We start from the raw sequence: 573 nt of genomic DNA, 5'->3' as shown, positions 1-573 counted from the left end.
CTTTATCGGTACCGCCGCCCGCAGCCTCAATCTCCTTATCGCGGACATCGTCGACATAATAGGTATCATTGCCGCCATAGCCGATCATCGTGTGGCCGCCGGCTCCGTGGAATACATCGTCGCCACTGGTGCCATACAAGATGTCGCTTGTGTCGACGGGAGGCGGGGTGGTTCCGGTGGTAGCGAGGTTGTGCTCCCGGAAAAAGGCCTGCAGTTCGGAGGAGCTTTCAAGCGCGGTGTCGCCGTTCTGCGTTCCCCATTTATAGGTGTAGTCGAAGCCGGGCGTCGGCACCAGTGCGGCCCAATGATCGATCATGATTTGCATCTGTTCGGGGGTGGGCATGACATGTCTTCCGCCATCGGAAGTCTCCCAGTTACCGCCGCCAAAGGCCTGGTAGACCGGAACGATGTTGCTAACCGGGATGCCCGACTTCACCGCTGCAGCCACGGCTCGATCGATCATGTCGTAGTCGACCGTGTCCGTTCCCGTGCGCACCGGATAGGGGTCTATTCCGAAATAGTCGATATGCGTGTTGGCCGGATTGTAGGTGTTCGTAAAATCCGGATTGGTCG

General features: G+C 58.3%; 1 pseudogene. It reads right to left on the bottom strand.

What is annotated here, in order from left to right:
* A pseudogene (locus NKJ84_RS33155) lies at window positions 1-573 on the bottom strand (calcium-binding protein); the annotation flags it as partial.

The sequence above is a fragment of the Mesorhizobium sp. M0048 genome, from assembly GCF_040323405.1.
Lineage (GTDB): Bacteria > Pseudomonadota > Alphaproteobacteria > Rhizobiales > Rhizobiaceae > Mesorhizobium.
The sequence above is the reverse complement of the archived record's forward strand: the minus strand, read 5'-3'. Positions and strand labels throughout refer to the sequence as shown.